18 protein-coding genes and 1 tRNA gene are annotated in these 22798 nt (G+C 60.7%); 14 read left to right on the top strand and 5 right to left on the bottom strand.

Annotated features, from left to right (window positions below):
* Nucleotides 1-18: 18 nt before the first annotated feature.
* Both AC07TV_RS12680 and AC07TV_RS12675 read left to right on the top strand, forming a co-directional pair.
* Nucleotides 19-819, top strand: a complete 801-nt coding sequence (locus AC07TV_RS12680) for a type IV pili methyl-accepting chemotaxis transducer N-terminal domain-containing protein (protein ID WP_494648720.1) — start codon at nucleotides 19-21, stop codon at nucleotides 817-819.
* A gap of 33 nt (nucleotides 820-852) precedes the next feature.
* The gene (locus tag AC07TV_RS12675; RefSeq protein ID WP_494648719.1) at nucleotides 853-2568 is read left to right on the top strand and encodes a bifunctional protein-serine/threonine kinase/phosphatase; all 1716 of its coding nucleotides are present in this window, start codon (nucleotides 853-855) and stop codon (nucleotides 2566-2568) included.
* 104 nt (nucleotides 2569-2672) lie between these two features.
* Here AC07TV_RS12675 and AC07TV_RS12670 read toward each other — a convergent pair whose 3' ends face one another.
* Nucleotides 2673-3896: an ABC transporter substrate-binding protein gene (locus AC07TV_RS12670; RefSeq protein ID WP_494648717.1), complete on the bottom strand. Its 1224-nt coding sequence runs from the start codon at nucleotides 3894-3896 to the stop codon at nucleotides 2673-2675.
* A 358-nt stretch (nucleotides 3897-4254) separates the two neighbouring features.
* Between AC07TV_RS12670 and AC07TV_RS12665 the strand changes: the two genes are divergently transcribed.
* Complete coding sequence (locus tag AC07TV_RS12665; protein ID WP_494648716.1) at nucleotides 4255-5448, top strand: MFS transporter; 1194 nt, start codon at nucleotides 4255-4257, stop codon at nucleotides 5446-5448.
* Nucleotides 5449-5552: 104 nt separating this feature from the next.
* On the opposite strand, the gene AC07TV_RS12660 is transcribed toward AC07TV_RS12665, so the two are convergent.
* A complete protein-coding gene (locus tag AC07TV_RS12660) occupies nucleotides 5553-8393 on the bottom strand; it encodes a transporter substrate-binding domain-containing protein (protein WP_494648715.1) in 2841 nt (946 codons plus the stop codon).
* 288 nt (nucleotides 8394-8681) lie between these two features.
* On the opposite strand from AC07TV_RS12660, the gene AC07TV_RS12655 reads away from it, so the two are divergent.
* The 7 genes from AC07TV_RS12655 (at nucleotide 8682) to AC07TV_RS12625 (ending at nucleotide 15863) form a co-directional block, all read left to right on the top strand.
* Nucleotides 8682-9053, top strand: a complete 372-nt coding sequence (locus AC07TV_RS12655; RefSeq protein WP_494648714.1) for a sirohydrochlorin chelatase — start codon at nucleotides 8682-8684, stop codon at nucleotides 9051-9053.
* A gap of 17 nt (nucleotides 9054-9070) precedes the next feature.
* Nucleotides 9071-9646, top strand: coding sequence for an ANTAR domain-containing response regulator (locus tag AC07TV_RS12650; protein ID WP_494648713.1), 576 nt, complete (start codon nucleotides 9071-9073; stop codon nucleotides 9644-9646).
* Nucleotides 9647-9942: 296 nt separating this feature from the next.
* Nucleotides 9943-11220, top strand: a complete 1278-nt coding sequence (locus AC07TV_RS12645; protein WP_494648712.1) for a CmpA/NrtA family ABC transporter substrate-binding protein — start codon at nucleotides 9943-9945, stop codon at nucleotides 11218-11220.
* Between the two features lie 134 nt (nucleotides 11221-11354).
* A complete protein-coding gene (ntrB, locus tag AC07TV_RS12640) occupies nucleotides 11355-12290 on the top strand; it encodes a nitrate ABC transporter permease (RefSeq protein WP_494648711.1) in 936 nt (311 codons plus the stop codon).
* 14 nt (nucleotides 12291-12304) lie between these two features.
* Nucleotides 12305-13105, top strand: coding sequence for an ABC transporter ATP-binding protein (locus AC07TV_RS12635; protein WP_494648710.1), 801 nt, complete (start codon nucleotides 12305-12307; stop codon nucleotides 13103-13105).
* A 149-nt stretch (nucleotides 13106-13254) separates the two neighbouring features.
* Nucleotides 13255-15195 (top strand): type IV pili methyl-accepting chemotaxis transducer N-terminal domain-containing protein, encoded by a 1941-nt coding sequence (locus AC07TV_RS12630; protein ID WP_494648709.1) that lies wholly within the window; start codon nucleotides 13255-13257, stop codon nucleotides 15193-15195.
* Between the two features lie 2 nt (nucleotides 15196-15197).
* Nucleotides 15198-15863 carry a response regulator gene (locus tag AC07TV_RS12625; RefSeq protein ID WP_494648708.1) on the top strand — a complete coding sequence of 222 codons (666 nt, stop codon included), beginning with the start codon at nucleotides 15198-15200 and terminating at the stop codon, nucleotides 15861-15863.
* Between the two features lie 130 nt (nucleotides 15864-15993).
* On the opposite strand, the gene AC07TV_RS12620 is transcribed toward AC07TV_RS12625, so the two are convergent.
* The 3 genes from AC07TV_RS12620 to AC07TV_RS12610 form a co-directional block, all read right to left on the bottom strand.
* Nucleotides 15994-16260, bottom strand: coding sequence for a hypothetical protein (locus AC07TV_RS12620; RefSeq protein WP_494648707.1), 267 nt, complete (start codon nucleotides 16258-16260; stop codon nucleotides 15994-15996).
* 141 nt (nucleotides 16261-16401) lie between these two features.
* Nucleotides 16402-17178, bottom strand: a complete 777-nt coding sequence (locus AC07TV_RS12615; RefSeq protein WP_494648706.1) for a spermine/spermidine synthase domain-containing protein — start codon at nucleotides 17176-17178, stop codon at nucleotides 16402-16404.
* 23 nt (nucleotides 17179-17201) lie between these two features.
* A tRNA-Arg gene (locus tag AC07TV_RS12610) sits at nucleotides 17202-17276 on the bottom strand.
* A gap of 83 nt (nucleotides 17277-17359) precedes the next feature.
* Here AC07TV_RS12610 and AC07TV_RS12605 point away from each other — a divergent pair.
* The 4 genes from AC07TV_RS12605 to AC07TV_RS12590 all read left to right on the top strand — a co-directional run bounded on the left by AC07TV_RS12605 (nucleotide 17360) and on the right by AC07TV_RS12590 (nucleotide 22795).
* On the top strand, nucleotides 17360-19405 hold the full coding sequence (locus AC07TV_RS12605; protein ID WP_494648705.1) for a methyl-accepting chemotaxis protein: 2046 nt from the start codon (nucleotides 17360-17362) through the stop codon (nucleotides 19403-19405).
* A gap of 73 nt (nucleotides 19406-19478) precedes the next feature.
* Nucleotides 19479-21419, top strand: coding sequence for an ATP-binding cassette domain-containing protein (locus tag AC07TV_RS12600; RefSeq protein WP_494648704.1), 1941 nt, complete (start codon nucleotides 19479-19481; stop codon nucleotides 21417-21419).
* Between the two features lie 36 nt (nucleotides 21420-21455).
* Complete coding sequence (locus AC07TV_RS12595; RefSeq protein ID WP_494648703.1) at nucleotides 21456-22664, top strand: MFS transporter; 1209 nt, start codon at nucleotides 21456-21458, stop codon at nucleotides 22662-22664.
* Complete coding sequence (locus tag AC07TV_RS12590) at nucleotides 22661-22795, top strand: hypothetical protein (protein ID WP_494648702.1); 135 nt, start codon at nucleotides 22661-22663, stop codon at nucleotides 22793-22795. Before AC07TV_RS12595 ends, AC07TV_RS12590 begins: the two co-directional genes overlap by 4 nt.
* Nucleotides 22796-22798 lie beyond the last annotated feature (3 nt).

Genomic DNA, 22798 nt, shown 5'->3' with positions numbered 1-22798 from the left:
TTGCTGCCGACCTCAGCCATGAAGAGAAGAACGTTTCTGATCTGCGCCGCCGGCGGGCTGCTGGCTTCCCCGGTATTTGCCCTGAACGAGGCCAGGCCGACCGGCGGATTGGGCGTTGGCGCCGCGATCAACAAGGCCGGTCGCCAGCGCATGTTGTCGCAGCGCATGGCCAAGGCCTACGCGATGCAAGCGGCCGGGGTGATGCCGGAACGTGCGGGGCCCCTGCTCGATAGCTCGCGTCGCCTGTTCGACGCGCAGCTGACCGAGCTCAAGACGCTGGCGCCGACGGAGGGAATCCAGGCCGCGCTGGTCGGGCTGGATACCGCCTGGCGGCTCTATCGCGAAGTGTTGTCCCGGCCGCGTTCGCCGGAAAATGCCCGGCTGGTGCTGGCCGAGTCGGAAAATACCTTGCGCGCCGCCCATGCCTTGACCGTCCTCTACGAAAAATACGCGGCCAACAGCGCCGGTCACCTGGTCAATATTTCCGGGCGCCAACGCATGCTGTCGCAGCGCATGGCCAAGTGTTTCCTGTTCGAACAGTCCGGCCTTGATTCGAACGGCCTGCGCGCCGAGCGCGACACGGCGCGGCGCGAATTCGTCGTGGCGCTGGCCGAGCTGAATGCGGCGCCGCAGAACAATGCGGCCATTCGCACCGAACTGGAACTGGCCAACACCCAGTGGCTCTTTTTCGAACAGGCGCTGAATGGTCGGGAAGCGGTCCGGGAAATCGCTGCCCGCAATGTGGCGACGACCAGCGAGCGGATTCTCGAAATCATGGATAGTCTGACCGGCCGCTACGAGAGCCTGGTGCGTGGCTGATGCCCGCTGGGGGCTGGCTACAGGTGGCGTAACATGACGGGCATGAATAATCCTGCGAAAAGCGGTTTGCAACTGGCCATCGGTCACGCCTCGCTGACCGGGCCGCGCGAGCGGAACGAGGACTTTTGCGGCGTCGCCACGCCGGAAGGGCTGGAGCTCGAAAACAAGGGCGTCATCGCCGCCGTCGCCGACGGCATCGGCGGTCACCTGGGCGGTCGCGAAGCCTCCGAATACACGGTGCGCGGCCTGCTCTCCGATTATTTCGCGACGCCCGACACCTGGGGTGTGCCCCGTGCCATCGAAACGGTGACGACGGCGCTCAACCGCTGGGTCATCGCCGAAGGCAGCCGCAACGCCGAACTGTCCGGTATGGCAACAACGCTGTCGGTGCTCGTCCTGCGCGGCCGTCGCTTCTACACGGCGCATATCGGCGACAGCCGCATCTACCGCCAGCAGGAAGGCCGTCTGCAGCAAATGACGGTCGATCACACCTGGGAACATCCTGAACTCAACAACGTGCTGTCGCGCGCCATCGGCCTCGACCCGCGCGTCCTGCTTGATTTTGCCGATGGCGAACTGGCGGTCAATGACCGTTTTCTGCTCGTCTCCGACGGCGTCTGGGGCATCCTGCCCGATGCGCTGATGGCCGAGGTGCTGCTCGATCATCCCGATCCGCAGGCCGCCGCCGCCGCGCTGACCAGCCTGGCGCTGGCTCAGGGCGGCCACGACAATGCGACGGCGGTGGTCGTCGACGTGCTCGGCCTGCCGCCGGCCAGCCTGCGCGACAGTCTGGAAAGCGCGGCCAGCCTGCCTCTGCCGCACCGCCTCAAAGTAGGGCATGAACTCGACGGCCTGATTGTCGAAGAGGTGCTGCACGATTCGCGCGAAACGCTGCTCTATCGCGTGCGCAACCCGCGCAATAGCCAGCAGCTGGTGCTCAAAACCCTGCAACCGGCGATGGAGGGCGACCAGGGCGCCATCGCCGCCCTGCTCATGGAGGAATGGCGGGCCAAACGCGTCGTCTCGCCCTTCTTCCCGCAAGTCGTGCCGGCCGAACAGCGCAGTTGCCTCTACTACCTGATGACCTGGCACGCCGGAGCGACGCTGCAGGCGCGGCTCGATGCCGGCCAGCATTTTCCGGCCGGCGAGGTCGTCCGGCTCGGCATTGCCCTGCTCAGGGCGATTGGTGCCTTGCACCGGCTCGACATCGTGCATCGCGACATCAAGACCGACAACATTCACCTCGGCCAGGATGGCGTGCTGCGCGTCCTTGATCTGGGCGTCGCCATCAGCCTGGCCGAACGCAAGGCCGACGACCCGATCGGTCAGGCCGGCACGCCGTCCTATATGGCGCCGGAGCTGTTCGACAGTTCCGAACCGCAGCCCGGTTACGACCTCTACGCCGCCGGCGTGACGCTCTACCACTTGCTGACGCGCAAATATCCCTACGGCGAAATCGAACCCTTCCAGACGCCAAAATTTGGCGAGCCGGCCCGACCGACCCGCTGGCGCCCGGAAATTCCCGGCTGGCTCGAAAACATCCTGCTCAAGGCCGTGGCGCGCGAAGCAAAAGATCGCTTCGAAACCGCCGAGGAATTCGTCCTGGCGCTCGAACGCGGTGCCACCCGGCCGATCGCGGCACCGAGCCGGCAGCCCCTGATCGTGCGCAATCCGCTGCAATTCTGGAAAGTTTTGGCAGCGCTATCGCTCGCGGTCAACCTCATTTTATTGCTCATATTGATGCGCTAGTCGGCGGGCAGGGGCTCACCGGTTCTCATAGAGCGGGTATGTCGGGCATATGGCAAAAAATACTGAAAACTGCGCCCTGTTCCTGTGTGACCCGGAATTACACCTTATCTAGCAGGGGCTTTCGTCCGCATTATCACCGAGCTGCTGGCGTCTTCCTTATAGGCGTAGACGACCTGCCCATTGCGAATTTCACCCATGATGACCATGTTCCCGGCGACCGCCTCGTGGTCGGTTTTGGTGAAAGGCCTGGCGTAGCGCGAGACGACTGTCGAGGAGGTCTGGTACTGCAAATTTTCGAGAGCTGCCTGAATCTGCGGCCCTTCCGTCGAGTTGGCCTGGAAGATGGCCAGCGAGATCAGGCGCAGCGCATCGTAGGTCTGGGCCGCGGCCACCGCCGACGGAATTCGGCTGACTTTGTTGATCTTGCGGTAATTGAGAGAGAACTGGCTCTTGATCGAACTCAGTTCGCTCTCGATGAAAGTCACCGATGTCCGCGCCCCTTCGGCGCTCTTTCCTGCTTGGTCGATAAACGTTTTTTGGGACAAGGTCCAGGGGCCGACCATCGGCAATTTCAGGTTCACTTTCTCGGCACTCTTGATCAGCATCGCAGCATCGGCCCCCAGGCAATACATGACGATGACGTCGGCGCCACTCTCCTTGACCTGCTGCAGTTGCGCTCTCATATCCGTCTCGCCGACCTTGAAGCTCGCGACGGTAACCGGCTTGAGCTTGCGCCGTTCAAGTTCGGCCAGCACGCTTTGCCGACCGAACTGGCCATAGGGTGATTCGTCGTGCAGTAGCGCGATCCGGCCCAGTTTTCGCCGGTCGATCACATCGTCGAGGATGACGACCGGCTGCAGTTCGTCGCTGGCCGAGGTACGGAACACGTAGCTGACCGGATAGGCTGGCGGCATGAACGACCGGGTGATTGTGGCGCCGGTCGCGCCGCTCACGATCAGCGGAATTCTCGCCTCCTGCAGCACCTTGGACGACGGCAAGGCGACCCCGGTATTGGCGAAGCCGACGACGGCGACCACCTTTTCCTTTTCCACCAGTTCCCGGGCAATGGCTACACCGACCTCCGGCTTGGCCTGGTCGTCACGGATGACCAGTTCGATCGGCCGCCCCATGATCCCGCCCGTCGTGTTGATGTCCGAAAGAAACACTTTGGCCCCACCGACTATGCTCAGCCCCATGTCCTCCGACGACTTTGCGCTGAGTGGGCCGACCACGCCAATCTTGATACTTTGCGGCTCGGCCCATAGCGGACCACCCACTGACCACAAGGCGATCGCCAAAATTGCATACAAGTTTATGAATTTTTGCATTATTTCTCCATCGGTTGGCTGCTGCACCCGAACCCCTCCAAGCCATGCGCCATTGCGCAGGCAGGCTCCGATTTTGTCCATGTAGACCAGACAGTCAATCCGGGTTTCCCTCATTGGTATTTTCCCTGGCCTCCATACGTAAACGGGATGTGAATAGAAAACAGGAACCAGGAAAACACAGGGTTGAGCACGGTTTGTTTGAAAATAATCAATAGAAACCACGGCCTTTCATCTTTTAAATGCCCCGAAGTCGAGTGCTACGGTCAACCGGAAATTTTGCCCAAAATTGAAAGGGTGGTCGCCAGGCAGGGCTTCGCTTAAGCTGGCATTTCCATCTCCCGTCGACGCCACCGCAGCCATGAGCGATCTCAAGTGCAGTCTGCCAATCCCGACCCAGATGCCGCGCGGCATCTGGATGCTGGGTTTCGTCAGCCTGCTCATGGATATTTCGTCCGAGATGATCCACAGCCTGCTGCCGCTGTTCATGGTCGGCACACTGGGCGCGAGCGCGCTGGTGGTCGGCGTCATCGAAGGGTTGGCCGAGGCGACGGCGCTGATCGTCAAGGTTTTTTCCGGGGCGCTCAGCGATTACCTGGGCAGGCGCAAGGGGCTGGCGGTGTTCGGCTATGCGCTGGGGGCGCTGAGCAAGCCGGTGTTTGCGCTGGCTTCGAGCACCGGCCTGGTCTTCGCTGCCCGCCTGGCCGATCGGATTGGCAAGGGGATTCGTGGGGCGCCGCGCGATGCGCTGGTCGCCGACATCGCGCCGCCGGAATTGCGCGGGGCGGCATTCGGTTTGCGTCAGTCACTCGATACGGTCGGCGCCTTTGTCGGGCCGTTGCTCGCCGTCGGGTTGATGTTGCTGTGGCACGATGATTTTCGCGCCGTTTTCTGGGTGGCGGTCATTCCCGGCTTGCTTGCCGTCGCCGTGCTGGTCTTCGGCGTACATGAGCCGGATCGGCCGGCGCAAACGGTGCGGCGCAATCCGGTCACGCGGGCCAATCTGCGCCGGCTCGGTTCGCCGTACTGGTGGGTGGTGGCGGTCGGCGGGCTGTTTACCCTGGCCCGCTTCAGCGAGGCGTTTCTGGTGCTGCGGGCGGAGCAGGGCGGCATGGCGCTGGCACTGATTCCGCTGGTCATGGTTGCCATGAATGTCGTTTATTCGCTGTCGGCCTATCCGTTCGGCAAGCTGTCGGATCGGGTCAGCCACACCCGGTTGCTGGCGATTGGGCTGCTTGTGCTGATCGCCGCCGATCTGGTGCTGGCGAGCAGCGCGCACTGGGCGGCCGTGCTCGGCGGCGTGGTGTTGTGGGGCGTGCATCTGGGCATGACGCAGGGGCTGCTGGCGACGATGGTGGCCGATACGGCGCCGGCTGATTTGCGCGGCACGGCTTTCGGATTTTTCAACCTGCTCAGCGGCATCGCCATGTTGCTGGCCAGCGTCTGTGCCGGCTTGCTGTGGGATGTCTTTGGCGCTGCTTTCACCTTCTATGCAGGGGCGGTTTTCTGTCTGCTCACCTTGCTGCTGCTGGCCTGGCGCCGAAAACCGGGGTGAGTCGTTTCTCGCGCCTTGCCGCCAAATACCGCGTTCCACGGTCAACCGGAATAAACGCCCAAAAACGAAATGCGTCGGCCAGGGCTGTCCGCGTGTTCCAGCAATCAGTTCCTCGGGGTGGCCAGCCATTTGGCCAGCGTCTGGTAGAGAACTTCCGGGACGACGGGCTTGGCGATGAAATCGCTCATGCCGGCGCTGATGCAGCGTTCCCGATCTTCATCGAAGGCGTTGGCGGTCATGGCGATAATCGGTGTCCACGCCCTGTCCGGCATCTTGCGGATGATGGCGGTGGCCTCCAGGCCGCCCATGACCGGCATCTGCATGTCCATCAGGATCAGCGCGTAATTCACGCTGGCCGCCTTGGCCACCCCTTGCCGGCCATTTTCGGCGATTTCGACATACAGGCCGGTCTCTTTCAGTAGTTCGCAGGCCAATTCCTGGTTGATCGGATCGTCCTCGACGAGCAGGATTCGTGCGCCGGCGTGGTGGCGCTCGATGGCTTTTTCGGGGGGCGAGGGCGTGGCGGGCATTTCCCCGGCCATCTCGTCACCTGGTTCAAGGCGCGCCGTAAACCAGAAGGTGCTGCCGACGCCAACCTCGCTCTCGAAGCCAGTCTCGCCACCCATCAGTTGGGCCAGTCGCTGGGTAATCGCCAGACCAAGTCCGGTGCCGCCATATTTGCGCGTGGTTGAGGAGTCGACCTGTTTGAAGGCCTGGAACAGTTCCTTCCGGCTTTCGCGGGGGATTCCGATGCCGCTGTCCTCGACTTCGAAGCGGATCAGCAGTTGTGCCCCCTGCCGCTCGAGGAGTCGGGCGCGCAGCGTGATGCCGCCCTGATCGGTAAATTTGACGGCATTGCTGGCGAAGTTGAGCAAGGCCTGGCGCAGCCGCGTCGAGTCTCCGCGCAGCATGGCGGGCACTGTGCCGTAGTCGACCGTGACGCTCAGCCCCTTGGCGCTGGCCGATTCGGCAATGATTGAATGGACGTGATCGATGACGCTGCTGAGCGGGAAACTGGCTTGTTCGAGGATCAGTTGTCCGGCTTCGATTTTCGAAACGTCGAGAATGTCATTGATGATCGAGAGCAGGTGTTTGCCAGCACCTTCTATCTTTTCCAGGCGGTCCGTTTGTTCCGGCAGCAAGGGCGTCTTGCCCAGCAAATAGGTGTAGCCGAGGATGGCATTCATCGGCGTCCGGATTTCATGGCTCATATTGGCCAAAAAAGAGCTCTTTGCCACGTTGGCCGCATCGGCCAGTTCCTTGGCTTCCTTCAGGGCCGCTTCAGCCGCCTTTTGTGCAGAGATGTCGGTAAAGGTGGCGATCATGCCCTCGTCGATCAACTGGCCGCCGATAAGCAAGGTCAATTCCCGGCCATCCTTGCTGTGCACTCGATACTCCAGGCTGTCCAGCGTGCCGGCGGTAGCGCTGGCCCGTTCAATGGCGGACTGCCAGGTTTCCTTTACCCAGTCGCGATAGACCGGATCGGGATAGGCGCGCAGCCACCAGGTTTCGAGGTCGGGAATCTCTCCGCTTCGATAGCCGAACAGTTCAACGAAACGCTGATTGACCAGGGTGATTTCCTCGCCCCTGACATAGGAAAGCGCCACCGGTGCAGCCTCGAAGAGGGTACGGAAATGCTTGTCACGTTCGGCCAGGAGCGAAGCTTCCCTGGCTTCCAGCAGAGCCTGTTCGGCTTCCCAGCGCTGGGTGATGTCGCGGGACAGCACCATGGCATGGAAGGAGCCATCGGCTTCCGGCGCCTTGCGTGTTGCCGAGAGTTCGAACCAGTGCTTCTTGTCGCCCAGCTTCAGGCAAATTGTCCTGCCGTAATCGCTGCCGTGCTCGATGGCCCCGGCAATCGCCGCCTTGGCCATGTGCGCAGCATCGGGCGGCAGAATCTCGTCGACCCGTTTGCCGATCAGGTTTTCCTTCGGGCTGGCGAGCAGAGCCTCCTGGCTGGCAAAGACGTCAATATAGCGTCCGTCGGCATCCAGTTCGAAGAGCAGGTCGGGCATTGCTTGTAGTGTCGTGGCAAGGTTTTCCTGGGCTTTCTGGGTTACCTGATGCGCCTCGTGCAATTCCTTCAGTGCTTGCTTGAGCGTCGATGTCTTGGCCGCAACCTGGCGGCGCAATGTCAGGTTCCAGGCCAGCAGTACGGTGCCAAGCAGCACCATGGAAAGAACGCCCCAGCCCAGATAGCGACCGTAGGCCCCGAGATCGAGCGGTGTGCCAAACCATTTTTTTCGAAGCGCGGCCTCTTCATCGGCGCTGATCGCCTGCATGCCTTGCTCGATCACCTTGAGCGTTTCAAGATTGCCCTTGCGGACGGCACGATGGAACTGGCCCTGGTAGAGCACGAATGCCTTGAGAAAGGTGTTCTCGGCTTTGGCCTTGTAAAGATAGAAGTTTCCCGGATGCTCGTCGAGACAGAAAACCTTGACCTCCTGACGCTGGGCGGCATCGATCAACTCGGCATAATTCCGGTAAACGAGCAGATTGGTAATCCCGTTCTCGGCCAGCTTGTCGATGCACGCATCGCCCGCCTGGACCCCGACCTGAAAGCCGTGAAGTGTCGATACGCCGCTGATGCCAGTGATTGAGGCGTGGTTGAAGATGGCAACCGGGAGGTCGGCGTAGGGGGCCGAGAAGTCATAAAAAGGTTCGCGTGACGGCGTGCGAAAAATCATGTCGATGACGTCCGCCCGGCCATCCTTGAGCATTTCCTGCGCTTCCGCCCAGTTTGTCGCGGTCAACTGGATTTTTACGCCATTTTTCTTTTCCCAGAGGTTCCAGTAGTCGACCAGATAGCCCTCGGGTTCGCCAGCCGAGTTGCGGAAAAGATAGGGCGGGTAGTTGTCATCGGTGACGACATGAAGAATGCGGGGAGCACTTTCGGTGCCGTTGCTTGCCGCCAATGCCGCAACTGACCAGAGGGCGCTGGCCAAACAGCACAGAAAAACTGTCAGGTGCCAAAAGATGATTTGACGATTCAGTAATCCTCGCATTCTTCCCCCGTCCGGGCCCCGTCCATCGGGTATCTTTCGAATTTCGTCCATCCTATCGCAAGCGTTGGCAAAGTGCACGATGCGGTTTTCCTGGCTTGTCTTTTCGTCACATTTCGAGGCCGTTCATGGTTTTTGCGATATCCCGGGGAATCCTCCAGTTAAGATATCGCACTACCTGCGGCCACCAGTTCCGGCGGCCAGACTGAACAAACGAACGGAAGATTTGCCATGACTACCGCCCTCATCCTCTTCGCCCACGGCGCTCGCGACCCGGAATGGGCCAATCCGATGCGCCGCGTGCAGGCGGCCATTCGCCAACGCATGACGAGCGTGCCGGTCGAACTGGCCTTTCTCGAGTTCATGAGTCCGACCTTGCCGGAGCGGGCCGCCGAGTTGATCGCCCAGGGCGCCGACAAGATCGTCGTAATGCCGATGTTCGTCGCCCGTGGCGGCCATTTGAAGAAGGAGACGCCGGAGATGATCGAAGCGCTACGGTCGACCTATCCGAATGTCGAATTTTCGCTGGGCAATGCCATCGGCGAGCATGAACTGGTGGTTCAGGCCATGGCGACGGCGGCGCTCGAGGTTGCTGGCCTGTAGCTTGCTAGTCAAGCCTCATGATTACCGTACTCGTTATTGATGAATCCCGTTCCCGCGCCGGCGAAATCTGTGCCGGTCTCGCGCTGGCCGGCTATCAGGTCGCAGCCATTCTGGCCGGCTCGGAAAACCTGACAGCCGAAGTCGAGCGTCTGCAACCCGATGTCATCCTGATCGACACCGACAGCCCGAGTCGCGACACCCTCGAACATCTGGCGGCAATGAACAAGGATATGCCGCGCCCGGTTGTCATCTTTACCCAGGAGGATGGCCAATCAACCATCCGCGACGCTGTCAAGGCAGGCGTTTCGGCCTATGTCGTCGACGGTCTCGACCCGAAACGGATCAAGCCGATTGTCGAAGTGGCGCGGGCTCGTTTCGAGGATACCCAGGCCCTGCGCCGGGAACTCGACGAGGTCTCGCAGAAATTGACCGACCGCAAGCTCGTCGACAAGGCCAAGGGCGTCCTGATGAAGGCACGTGGCCTGGACGAGGATGCGGCTTATCACGCCATGCGCAAGTTGGCCATGGAGCGCGGTCAGTCGATGGCCAAAGTGGCGCGCGACGTCATCGATATGGCGCGCGTGCTGCTCTAAAGCTGTGCGGTAAAACCACTTGCTGCACTGCAATAGTGCATCGGTGCCGGCCCGGGGGGGCAAGAAATGCAGATACCAAGTAATTGAAAATAAAGTAGTTATTTGTAACTAGTTCTAAATAACTAGGCCTGGCACGGCCATTGCGATAGTCCTGTCAAAGCGCACGGTCAATGGCGGCCGGGCGAGAGTCGAGTAAAGCCGATTCAAGGACAAGGGCGTCCATCCGAGCTGCCAACCGGCAGCCAGGATGAGACGCCCATTTTGTTTTTTAGATTCTCGTAATCAAGGAGCAAGCAATGGAAGACAATAAACTGGTCGTGCCGGAAGTCGTCGCTGACAAGCCGAGCTTTTCACGTCGTGATTTCGTTTCAACTGCCTTGGGAGCCTCTCTGATGGCCATGGTCCCTCCCGGCGTTCGCAGCGGTGCCTGGGCCGCTGGTTCCGACGCCCCCGAAAAGAAGGAAGTCCGTATCGGCTTCATCCCGCTTACCGACTGCGCCTCCGTCGTCATGGCCTCGGTCATGAAATTTGACGAGAAGTACGGCATCAAGATCATCCCGACCAAGGAAGCCTCGTGGGCTTCGGTGCGCGACAAGCTGGTCAATGGCGAACTCGATGGTGCCCACGTGCTGTACGGCCTGATCTACGGCGTCCAGCTCGGTGTCGGCGGTCCGAAGAAGGACATGGCTGCGTTGATGAGCCTGAACAACAACGGCCAGGCGATCACGCTGTCCAACCAGTTGAAGGACAAGGGGGCCACCGATGGCAGCAGTCTGGCCAAGCTGGTCGCCAAGAAGGAGCGCGAATACACCTTCGCCCAGACCTTCCCGACCGGCACCCACGCCATGTGGCTGTACTACTGGCTGGCCGCCCAGGGCATCAACCCCCTGAAGGATGTCAAGACGATTACCGTGCCACCGCCGCAGATGGTCGCCAACATGCGGGTCGGCAACATGGATGGTTTCTGCGTCGGCGAACCGTGGAACAACCGCGCCATCATGGACAACATTGGTTTCACGGCAACGACGACCCAGGATATCTGGACTGATCACCCGGAAAAGGTGCTCGGCACGACGGCAGACTGGGTCAAGCAGAACCCGAATACGGCGCGCGCTGTGGTCGCCGCCATTCTCGATGCCAGCAAGTGGATCGACGCCTCCATCGCCAACAAGCAGAAGACGGCTGAAACCATCGCCAGCAAGGCTTACGTCAATACCGACACCGAAGTCATCGTCGCCCGCATGCTCGGTCGCTACCAGAACGGCCTCGGCAAGAGCTGGGATGACAAGAACTGCATGAAGTTCTTCAACGATGGTGCGGTCAACTTCCCTTACCTCAGCGATGGCATGTGGTTCATGACCCAGCACAAGCGCTGGGGCTTGCTCAAGAACCATCCGGATTATCTGGCGGTCGCCAAGCAGGTCAATCGCATTGACGTCTACAAGCAGGGCGCCGCTGCCGCGGGTGTGGCCCTGCCGAAGAGCGAGATGCGGACCTCGAAGATGATCGACGGCGTGGTCTGGGACGGCAAGGATCCGGCCAAGTACGCCGATGGCTTCAAGGTCAAGGCTTAAATCAAGCCCGGACTCGTCATTTCCGGCATGACTGGGAATCCAGACGCCTCATCCTGGATTCCCGCGTTCGCACCCCAAGGGTACTCCCTGCGCGGCGCGGGAATGACGGCTCACCAAACGCTTAGGAGAGAACCATGAGCGCACTGACGATGAATGTTGAATTTGGGGCAAAAATTCCGGTTGACCGTGGAATTCAGGAAGTCGCCGTCGTAGAAGCGGCAGCTGCTCCCGCCAAGGAAAAGATAATGGAAAAAACAGTAACCGTCCCGGCCGAGCCGGGCACTCCCTTCAGCGAAAGGCTGGCCGGTGTTGGCCGCGCCGTCCTGCCGCCGCTGCTCGGCATGGTGGTGCTGATCGGCATCTGGTACATCGCCACGATGAAAGGCGGCAGCATTCCCGGCCCGCTGCAAACCTGGGATGCGGCCACCCTGCTGTTCGCCGACCCGTTCTACCAGAACGGCCCGAACGACCAGGGCATCGGCTGGAACATCCTGTCCTCGCTGCAACGCGTCGGCATCGGCTTCGGCTTTGCCGCGGTGGTCGGCATCCCGCTTGGCTTCATTCTTGGCCGCTCGGCCTTCCTGTCGGCCATGATCAATCCGATCATCAGCCTGCTCCGTCCGGTTTCGCCGCTCGCCTGGCTGCCGATCGGCCTGCTCGTCTTCAAGCGGGCTGACCCGGCGGCGACCTACACAATCTTCATCTGCTCGATCTGGCCGATGATCATGAATACCGCCCAGGGCGTCCAGCGCGTGCCGCAGGATTACCTCAACGTCGCCCGCGTCCTGGCGCTGTCGGAGTGGAAGGTCGTCACCAAGATCCTGCTGCCGGCCGTGCTGCCCTACATCCTGACCGGCATCCGCCTGTCCATCGGCACCGCCTGGCTGGTCATCGTGGCCGCAGAAATGCTCACCGGCGGTGTCGGCATCGGCTTCTGGGTGTGGGACGAGTGGAACAACCTGAAGGTGGAGCACATCATCATCGCCATCTTCGTCATCGGTATCGTCGGCCTCATCCTCGAACAAAGCCTGATCCTGCTTGCCAGGAAGTTGACCAAGGAATCGTCATGAGCGGAGCGCACAACATGGAAAAGTTCGTACAGGTTCAATCCGTTGGTCAGACCTTCGATACCAAGAAGGGCAAATTTGTCGCCCTGCGCGACATCAACCTGACCATCAAGCAAGGCGAGTTCGTCGCGCTGATTGGTCACTCGGGCTGCGGCAAGTCGACGCTGCTCAACCTGATTGCCGGCCTGACCAAGCCAACCGACGGTGTGCTGCTGCTCGAAGACCGCGAAATTGCCGGTCCCGGCCCGGAACGCGCGGTGGTTTTCCAGAACCACAGCCTGCTGCCCTGGCTGACCTGCTTCGAAAACGTCTATCTGGCCGTCGAACGGGTGTTCGGCGCCAAGGAAGGCAAAGCGAAGCTGCGTGAGCGGACGGCCGCCGCGATCAGTCTGGTTGGCCTCGATCACGCCAGCGGCAAATATCCGAACGAAATTTCGGGCGGCATGAAGCAGCGCGTCGGCATCGCCCGGGCGCTCTCCATGGAACCGAAAGTGCTGCTCATGGACGAGCCGTTCGGCGCCCTCGACGCGCTGACCCGCGCCAAGCTGCAGGACGAGCTGATGCGCATCTGCGAGGCGACCAAGGCGACCACGGTCATGGTTACCCACGACGTTGACGAAGCCGTGCTGCTCTCCGACAAGATTGTCATGATGACCAACGGCCCGGCGGCCACCATCGGCGAAATCCTGGATGTTAACCTGCCGCGTCCGCGCCATCGCCTGACCTTGGCCCACGATCCGGACTACATCGGCTACCGCGCCGCCGTGCTCGAGTTCCTTTACGAAAAGCAGGCCCACGTCGAGAAACAGGCCGCCTGAGGTTTTCAGTCGATTTATCGTCGCCGCGCTCTCTCCAAAGCGACTTTTGCCCGCCGGGTCAAACCGGCGGGCTTTTTCTTGATCTATCCCCTTTGCTTTCCCGCTGGCGGGGCGCTAAGGTTAGACAATTCGTATTCGGGCAATGATTGATGCTAGCCAACCCCGGCAAGCTCTCGCGCAAGATCATCGGCATGCTGGTGGTCTTTTTTCTGGTGGCCGCCACGGCCATCGGCCTGACGCTGCTTATTTCCTGGCAACTGGAAGGTGTCGCTGCGGCAATCAATGATGCCGGTAGCCAGCGCATGCGGACCTACCGCATGGGCCACCTGATGGCGCGCGACCTCGAGGCGAAGGCGCCTGAGGTCGGCGCTTCGCAGGCCTTGAGTGAAGAAATGCAGCGTTTCGACAAGGTTCTGCGTGACCTGCAACAAGGTGATCCGGAGCGGCCGTTGTCGCCGCCACGCAATGCCGAGGTGCAGGAACACCTGCAAAAGGTTGAGCAGGTCTGGCGTGATACGGTGCGGCCGCTGGTCGCCGGCTATCTGGCTGGCGTGCGGGGCGAGCGGGAAGGCGCCGTCGACCGTTTTGACGCCGAACTCGAGCCCTTTGTCAGCAAGATCAACGAACTGGCGCTGGCGATGGAGCGTACCTACGCCTTCGATACCAATTTGCTGCGTACCGTGCAGGCAGCGCTGGTCGTTCTGGCGATCATTGGTACGATCGTTCTGATCCGCTATTTTTCGCGGCTGGTCATCAGGCCGGTCGGCGTCCTCCACTCCGGCATGCAGCGCATGACCATTGACGACCTGACGGTGCGCGTTCCGGTCTCCAGCGATGACGAACTGGGCGGGCTGGCCTTCGGCTTCAACCAGATGGCGGAGCATCTGCAGAATGTTTACAACACGCTGGAACAGCGGGTCGAGGCCGAAACCCGCCGTCTCGCCCAGCGCAATCACGAATTGAGCATCCTCTATTCGGTGACCACCTTTCTCAGCGAACCGGCCCCGGTGACAGTGCTCAGCGAGGGTTTTCTTGATCAGATCATGAGCGCCCTGGGGGCGGATGCCGGTGCGGTGCGCATGTACGAACAGCAGTCGGACAGGTTGTTTTTGATCACCCATCAAGGACTGTCCGATGGTTTCCTCGACCACGAGGCGGAAATGAATTGTGGTGATTGCTTGTGCGGCGAGGTCTTCCAGACCGGCATTTCGGCCGCCTTTGCCACGGTCAACCCGCCGGAAGGCATGAAATTGCGCACCTGCATCCGCGAAGGTTTTGCCACAGCGACCGCCTTCAGCATTCTTTACGACAAGCAGAAACTTGGCGTCTACAACCTTTATTTCAAACGGCCGCAGGCGCTCTCCGAGCAGCAAATCCATCTGCTCGAAACGCTCGGGCATCACCTCGGCGTCGCCATCGAAAACCAGCGCCTCAAGTCGCGCGAGAAGGAGCTGGCTGTTTCCGAGGAGCGCAACCTGCTTGCCCAGGAGTTGCACGACTCGATTGCTCAGGGCCTGGCTTTTCTCAACATCCAGGTCCAGTTGCTGCAGGACTCGCTGCGCAAGGGCAAGGTCGAAGAAGCCATGCAGACGGCAGGCCAGCTACGCGAAGGGGTGCAGGAAAGCTACGACGACGTGCGCGAATTGCTCGTCCATTTCCGGACGCGCGTCCATCAGTCCGACCTCGATACGGCCATCCAGTCCACGCTGGAAAAATTCGAGGGGCAGACCGGTATCGCCACGGCTTTCGAGCGCATCGGCAGCGGCGCCGCGCAGGTGCCGACCGACGAAATCCAGATCATGCACATCGTTCAGGAGTCGCTGTCCAATATCCGCAAGCACGCCAAGGCCAGCCAGGTTCGGGTCGTTGTCAAACGCGAAATTGGCCGGATTGGCGTCAATATCGAGGATGATGGCGTCGGCTTCGATCCGGAAAACGATCCGAACTGCTTGTCCGACCGCCATGTCGGCCTGAAAATCATGCGCGAACGCGCCCACCGCATTGGCGGCGAGTGTCGCGTCGCATCGAAACCCGGCGAAGGTTCCCGGGTTACCTTGACCCTGCCCCGCGAAAACAAAGAGGTTGTCTGAATATGAGCGAAAAAATCCGTGTCCTGCTGGTTGACGACCACACGCTGTTTCGCAGCGGAATCAAGTCGCTGCTCCAGCGCAATGATGATTTCGAGGTCGTCGGCGAAGCGGGTGACGGGCTGGAAGGCATCAAGCGCGCTCGTTCGCTGAAACCGGATGTGACCTTGCTTGACCTCCACATGCCCGGGGTTTCCGGCCTCGAAGCGGTCAAGGTCATCGCCGAGGAAATGCCGGAGGTCAGCGTCTTGATGCTGACCGTGTCGGAGGATGCGCAGGATCTGGTCGATGCCTTGCGGGCCGGGGCCAGCGGTTATCTGCTCAAGAATATCGAAACTGACGCGCTGATCGACGCCATCCGGCGGGCCGCACAGGGCGAGTCAGTCGTTTCTCAACAAATGACGGCGAAACTGATCCAGGGCGTGCGTAATCCGCCCAAGGCTGAAGCAACAAGCGGCGAGCGCGATCGTTTTTCGCCGCGCGAACGCGATATCCTGCTTTCTCTGGCCCATGGCGAGAGCAACAAGGAAATCGCCCGCAAGCTCGATCTGGCCGAGAGCACGGTCAAGATTCACGTGCAGAACATTTTCAAGAAACTGAACATGAGCAGCCGCGTGCAGGTCGCCCTCTATGCTGTCGAGCACGGCTACGCCCAAGCCCGCCACGCCTGACCCACAGGCTTCGGGGCGTGGCACGTTTGCTACGGTCAACCCGAAATTTTGGCCTAAATTGAAATGAAAAAACCCCGACCTTGATGGTGGGGGCTCGGGTCGTACAGCCTGACTGGCGAAGATACGGTCGCTAATTCGACGGGATCGGGTGAGTCCGCTGCAGGTGTTCGTAGGTTTGCGCCAAATCCTTCACGTGCTGGTAATGGCCTGATTCAAGCGCCTGCTGCATGTTCTCGATGATCATCGAATGCAGACGGCAAACGCCATCGGGTGAGCACAACAATACTTCGCTCATTTCGGCAGCAACCGTGATTGGAATGTGTTCGTGTTCTGCGATGGCCTCGATCTCTCCTTGGTCAAGGTCGCAATAGTCAATAACATCCTGAATAGACAGCATAAGCTCCTCCTGGATAGGAAAAATAAAAAGTCAGGTTAAAACCCCTGCTTGTTATTTTTGTTCTGTCCGCCTTGTCGTTATTGTCGGTGGAGGATCATTCCATTCTGGCTGAAAAATCCGGAAAAGCAAGCCTTGCCGGGGTCAGATGCGCAGGCGGCCGTCCGGTAGCGGGTGGGCCAGCTGCAGGCGGCTGATCGTTGGCAGCAGGTCAAGGCGGGTGTCTTTTTTTAGTTGTACGGCGCGGGCGCGCAAGTCGTCGAGCGAGACATCGACCGGCTCACCACCGGTCGCGAAAGCGATGGTGTTGCCGCTGTCGCACGATGGAAAAATGGCGACACGGCCATCAAACGCCGAGCGGATGCGCTCGACGCTGCCGGCAAAACCGCGGTTGCGGCCAAGCAGGTTGATGCTGCACAGCCCCTTGTCGCTCAGGCGGGCCCGGCAGGCCTGGTAGAAAGGATCGGTGTCGAGCACGCCGGCTTTCGCGTCGGGGTCGTAACCATCGATCAGCATCATGTCGAAACGCCGGTCGCCGCCCAGCATGTAGTCGGCGCCGCAACCAAGCACCACATCAAGGCGGCGCGGGTCGTCCGGCAACTTGAAATACTGACGCGCGATGAACTCGACCTGCGGATTGATCTCGACCACCGTGATCCGGCAGTCGGGCAAGTAGCGGTAAATGAATTTGGCCAGCGACCCGGCGCCGAGGCCGATCAGCAGGGCGCTGCGCGGCCAGTGGCTGGTTGGCCGCATGAGCAGCCCGGCCATCATTTCTCGGGTGTAGGCCAGTTCCAGCGACCACGGACGAGCAATGCGCATGGCACCCTGTATCCAGTCGGAGCCGAAATGCAGGTTGCGGACACCGCTCTCTTCGCTGATATCGACGGCGTGTTGGGGAGTTTTTTTTGCGGGTCTCATGGCCTTGCGCCGAGGAATGGGGCTGGTACCCCCAGGTGGAATCGAACCACCAATTCGCCCTTAGGAGGGGCGTGTTATATCCATTTAACTATGGAGGCATTCAGCGGAGCGCATTGTACCGACGAGGAAAGCATTATGATAGATTTGAAAATCACAATATAACGATACGGGGAGATTTGTCATGTTTGCTGGATTTGCGCGACGCCCTATTGCTCAGCAATTGATATTTGCAACGATTGCTGCCCTGATCGCCGTTTTTTCAATTCTCACTTTGCTGGTTCAAAACAAGGCCGATAGCGCTGCCGTTGCCGTTGCCGAAAAGAATCTGGAGCATGAAGCAAAGCTGATGGCCAGCATGCTGGATTCAATATTTAGCGGCGTGCAGGTCAGAGGCGACGCGGAGTCCCAGTTCTTCGTCAAATTCATTGGCGGCCAGCCGGAACTCGGTGTTGGCATGATCAAGACCGGTGCGGTTGACTTGCCGGTGGTCAGGCTGGGCGGCGAAGTCCTCAACGGCAATGATCGGCTGCTCAAGGCATTTCGCGATTTGACCGGTGACGATACAGCCTTCCTGGTTATTCACGACAAGAAGCTCTATCGTCTGGCCACCTTGTTGAAGGACAAGGACGGCAAATACATGAACGGTGTGGCGATTCCCGATGGCGACCCGGTGGCCAAGGCCATTCTTGCCGGGCAGGACTATCAGGGCCTGGCTATTCGTGGTGGAAAATACAATTTCAGCACGGTCAAGTTGCTCAAGGGACCGGATGGAAAAGCTTGGGGCGCCTATTCGGTACGCATTTCGCTCGACAACGACTTGAAGCGCATCCGCGACCAGTTTGGCAGCCAGGTTGCCGGCAAGACGGGTTACGTTTTCATCGTGCGGCCGACTGACGAGAAAGCTATCGGCGAGTTCGTGCTGCATCCCAAGTTGCAGGGCGTGATGGTTGGCGAGACCGATGTGCCGGCCGTTGCCAAGGCGGCGATTGCCGAGTTGCTGGCCAAAAAGGCGGGGCTGGTTCGTTATGCCATGAACGATGCTTCCGGCGCCGAGCGCGAAAAAATTGTCTATGGCGCCACTTCCGCGGCCTGGGGATGGACAGTGGCAACCGGTAGCTGGCTGGACGAGTACCTGGAAGAGAGCCACGCCTTGCGCAATATGGTTATCCTGATCAGCATCGCGGCCGCCGCTCTGCTGGCGACCATCGTCTATCTGTTGGTCAGTTTCCGTCTGCGCGGTTTGGCGCAGATGGTTGAGGAGGCGACGCGAATCAGCAATGGCGACCTGCGAGCTTCAGGGCTTCTGGTGGGTGATTCGAATAGCCGCAACGAGGTACACGTTATCGGCAATGCCTTCAGGCTGATGTCGGAAAGTGTGCGAAATCTGGTACGTGGCGTGTCTGCTTCGTCGTCGCAAGTTGGTGTTGCGGCCAATGATCTGCAAGATGCCGCCCGCTCGGCTTTGGCGGCGTCCGAACAGGCTTCGTCATCGGCCTCGGGGATCGCGGCCTCGGTCGAACAGTTGTCGGTGAGCATCACCCATGTTGCGGATAACGCAAATCATGCGGCACAGATTTCGGAGAGCGCCAAAGAAGTCACGGGTTCCGGACGCCAGGTGGTGTCCAGTGCGATGCTCGAGTTGGAGCGCGTTGCCGGTGAAATCAATGAGTCGGCCGTATTGATCGAGTCGCTCGGCGAGCGTTCGAAACAGATCTCCAGTGTGGTCGGCGTGATTCGCGAAATTGCCGATCAGACCAATCTCTTGGCGCTTAATGCCGCCATTGAGGCGGCACGGGCTGGCGAGCAGGGGCGGGGTTTTGCCGTGGTTGCCGACGAGGTCCGCAAGCTGGCCGAGCGGACTTCCGTGTCCACCCAGGAAATTGCCACCACGGTGTCGGCCATTCTCGATGAAACGGGGCGGGCCGTGCAGCGCATGCAGAGTGTTAGCGCCAACATGAGTGGCAGCGTTGACATGGCACGGCAGGCCGGCGAGTCGTTGCAGATCATTGACCAGCGGGCGCAGGAAACGGTGGAGGTCGTGCATAGCATTGCCGATAGCACGCGTGAGCAGAGCACGGCGAGCCAGGAGATTGCCCGTCTGGTCGAAAATATCGCCCAGGCTGCCGAGGGCAGTAACAGTCGTGCCCTGCAAAACAGTGATCGGGCGCAGAACCTGCAGCGCATGGCGGATGACTTGCAAGCCCAGTTGGCACGCTTTACCACCTGATTGCTCCGCTAGCGGATAAAATCCGTTTCTTCCCAACGCGGCGCCCTGTGGGGCGCCGTTTTTATTGCGACCAATGCCCTACCTAAAACTCTCCTCCGCCTGCCTTGCCTACGGCCACGTGCCGCTTCTCGATCACGCCGATTTCCTGCTCGATCCGGGCGAAAGGGTCGCCCTGATCGGCCGCAACGGCACCGGCAAGTCATCCATGCTCGCTGCCATGGCCGCCGGCTCCGGGCGTGGTCGGCTCGATGATGGCGAGGTCTGGGTTCAGCCGGGCATCCGCGTCGGCTACGTGCCACAGGAACCGCCTTTCGACATGGAGGCGACGGTTTTCGAGGCGGTCATATCCGGCATGGGCGAAAACGCGGCGATTCTGGCCGAATACCACGAGGTATCGCACAAGCTGGGTGAAATCGATGCCGATCACGACGTCTTGCTCGAACGCATGTCCGAGCTTCAACACGAGCTTGAGGCGCGTGGCGCCTGGGCCTTCGAGGCGCAGGCCGAGCGGGTCATCGAGCGTTTTAGTCTGGATCCCGATGCCAAGGTCGGCAGCCTGTCCGGCGGCCAGAAGAAGCGCCTGGCGCTGGCTCAGGCCCTGGCCGTCGCGCCGGAGGTTTTGCTCCTTGACGAGCCGACCAACCACCTCGACATTGCGGCCATCGAATGGCTCGAAAATCTGCTTATCGAGTCGGGCGTCACGCTGTTTTTCATCACCCACGATCGTTCGTTCCTCGACCGCGTGTGCACCCGCATCGTCGAGCTGGATCGTGGCAAGCTGGTCAGCTTTCCCGGAAGTTTCAAGGATTACCAGTTGCGCAAGGAAGCCATGCTGCACGAAGAAGGCCTGGCCAATGCGCGGGCCGACAAGCTGCTCAAGGAAGAGGAAATCTGGATTCGCAAGGGTGTCGAAGCGCGGCGGACGCGCGCCGTGTTCCGTGTTCAGCGGCTCGATCAATTGCGGGCCGAACGGCAGGCCCGGCGCGAGCGGATGGGCAAGGTCAATCTGCAACTCGATTCCGGCGACAAGAGCGGCAAGTTGGTGGCCGAACTCGAGCACGTCTATAAATCCTACGGTCAACGGCAAATTGTGCGCGATTTCTCAACCCGCATTCAGCGCGGTGACAAGATCGGCCTGATCGGCCCGAACGGCGCCGGCAAGACGACGCTACTCCGCCTGATCCTCGACGAAATCAAGCCGGATTCCGGCATCGTGCGCCAGGGCACGAAAATGGATATCGCCTATTTCGACCAGTTCCGCACCCAACTCGATCCCAATTCGACCCTGTCCGACGTGATTTCCCCTGGCTCGGACTGGGTCGATATCGGCGGTGCCCGCAAGCACGTCATCGGCTACCTTGAAGATTTCCTGTTTGCCCCGGAGCGCGCCCGTTCGCCGGTCAGCTCGCTGTCCGGTGGCGAGCGCAACCGTCTGCTGCTGGCCCGCTTGTTCGCCAAGCCGGCCAACGTGCTGGTCCTCGACGAACCGACCAACGACCTCGACATCGAAACCCTGGAATTGCTCGAAGAGCTGCTTCAGACCTACGAAGGCACGCTGTTTCTGGTCAGCCACGACCGGACATTCATCGACAATGTCGTGACCCAGACCATCGCTGCCGAAGGTGATGGCGTCTGGAAGGAATACGCCGGCGGTTACACCGACTGGGCGACCTACAAGGCTAGCGTGGCGAAGGAAACGCCCAAGGCGAAAGCAGAGGCCAAGCCGCTCGCCAAGGCTGCCGAGCCAGCCAGAGTCGTGGAGCCGGCCAAGCCGAAGGGCGAAAAACTGTCGTGGAAAGAGCAGCGCGAGCTGGAGGAGTTGCCGGGAAAAATTGCTGGGCTGGAAGCCGAGCAGGCCGAACTGGGCAAGCGCCTCGCCGATACATCCCTCTACCAGACCGATCCGGCTGCGGCGCAAAAGGCATCTGACCGTCTGGCTGCCATCGATGATGAACTGATGGTCATGCTCGAGCGCTGGGAGGGGCTCGAAGCACGTGCCGGGAACCAGGCGTAAGCCAGAGGCTCCAACGGACCTTGCTCGGGATCTTTCATGACGACAACAAATACGAACTGGCGCACGCCGACGCTCATCCTGATTGCCGGCTGCGTCATCCTGACGCTGTCGATGGGCGTCCGCCACACGGCGGGCCTCTTCCTGCAGCCGATGTCGGCCGACAATGGCTGGTCCCGCGAGACCTTCTCGTTTGCCTTTGCCCTGCAGAATCTGGTCTGGGGCCTCGGCTCGCCGTTTGCCGGCGCCATCGCCGATCGCTATGGTGCCGGGCGCACGCTGCTCGTCGCGGCGGCGCTTTATGTGCTCGGGCTGGTCCTCATGTCGGTGTCGCCGACGCCGCTGACGCTCGACCTGTCGGCCGGCCTGCTCATCGGTCTCGGTCTGTCCGGAACGACCTTCCCGGTCATCATGGGCGTCATTGGCCGCCATACGACGCCGGAAAAGCGCAGCCTCGCCCTCGGTATCGCCAGTGCCGGCGGTTCGTTCGGCCAGTTCGCCGTGCTCCCCATCGGCCAGATGATGATCTCCACCTACGGCTGGCAGAGCGCGCTCGTCCTGCTCGCCTGCGGTGTCGGTCTGATCGCCCCGCTGGCGTATGCCATGGCCGATGGTCACAAGCCTTCAGCCGGGGCTGGGCAATCGGTCGTCGAGGCGCTGCACGAGGCAAGCCGCGAGCGCAGTTTCCACTACCTGTTCTGGGGCTATTTCGTGTGTGGTTTCCAGACGGCTTTCATCATGCTGCACCTGCCGTCGTATCTGGTAGACGCCGGCATGTCGGCCAATGTCGGCATGACAGCGGTGGCCCTGATCGGCCTGTTCAACATTTTTGGATCCTTCTATTTTGGCTGGGCTGGCGGGCGCTCGAGCAAGAAAAATCTGCTCGTCTGGATCTACGGATTGCGTGCCGTGGCCATTTTGATTTTCATGCTGGTTCCGCTGTCCACCGCAGCAGCCTGGATCTTCGCTGCCGTCATCGGCATCCTGTGGCTTGGCACCGTGCCGCTGACCAACGGCCTGATCGCCCAGATTTTCGGGCTGCGCTACATGTCGATGCTGACCGGCGTGGTCTTTCTCGGCCACCAGCTCGGCAGCTTCCTTGGCGCCTGGCTCGGCGGGCGTATTTTCGACGAAACCGGCTCGTACTCGCTGGCCTGGTCAATCTCGATCGGCTTGTCGATTCTGGCTGCCATCTGTTCGTGGCCGGTCAGCGAGAAACCGCTTGCCCGGCTCAGCGTGGCAACGTGAAGCCGAACTGGCGCTGGTTCCTCGGTGGGGTTGGTGTAGCACTGCTGGCGTTGGTGCTGGCACTGATCTTCGCTGCCTATCAGATGCCGGAACTCCTGCTCGATTGGGCCAACCTGCGATTCTGCGGATAGTGC

The organism is Azonexus sp. GW821-FHT04F04, assembly GCF_059420025.1.
Note: the sequence above shows the minus strand (reverse complement) of the source record. Positions and strands in the feature narration are given on the sequence as shown.